At 42.3% G+C, this 586-nt stretch carries 1 protein-coding gene; it reads left to right on the forward strand.

The window, feature by feature from the left end:
• Positions 1-264: 264 nt before the first annotated feature.
• On the forward strand, positions 265-586 hold a 322-nt coding region (locus tag A3739_RS08080), incomplete at its 3' end, for a GTP-binding protein (RefSeq protein ID WP_197472196.1).

Genomic DNA, 586 nt, shown 5'->3' on the forward strand with positions numbered 1-586 from the left:
GGTTCACTAGATATGCAAGCATCTTGCCAAAAGTTAAGAGGCTCTATTTTTTGAGTATAAACAACGAATTAGGAATTTCTTGGAATTTTACAAAGGTTTTTATTGCGCCTTAATGGTGCGCATGGCTTCTTGCAGGGTCAATTTGGTGCATTCGTTGTTTTGGGTAGGATTGCAAATAAATGTACATTTGATGTCCATCTTCATTTGCTTGCTGTATACTCCGCGTCCGATTTTTTAACCCTCAAATTTTTGGGAATTGCTGTTGTGATTGAGAACCTTAGAAATATCGCCATTATCGCGCACGTTGACCATGGTAAGACTACCCTGGTTGATGGCTTGTTAGGTCAGTCCGGTACCTTAGATCGTAAAGATGAAGGTGCTGAGCGAATTATGGACTCGAACGATCAAGAGAAGGAGCGTGGCATTACCATTCTTGCTAAGAACACAGCAATTACATGGAATGATTACCGTATTAATATTGTGGACACTCCTGGGCACGCCGACTTCGGTGGTGAGGTAGAGCGTGTTCTTTCTATGGTTGATTCTGTACTACTTCTTGTTGATGCAGTAGACGGACCGATGCCAC

Source organism: Oleiphilus sp. HI0067 (assembly GCF_001635735.1).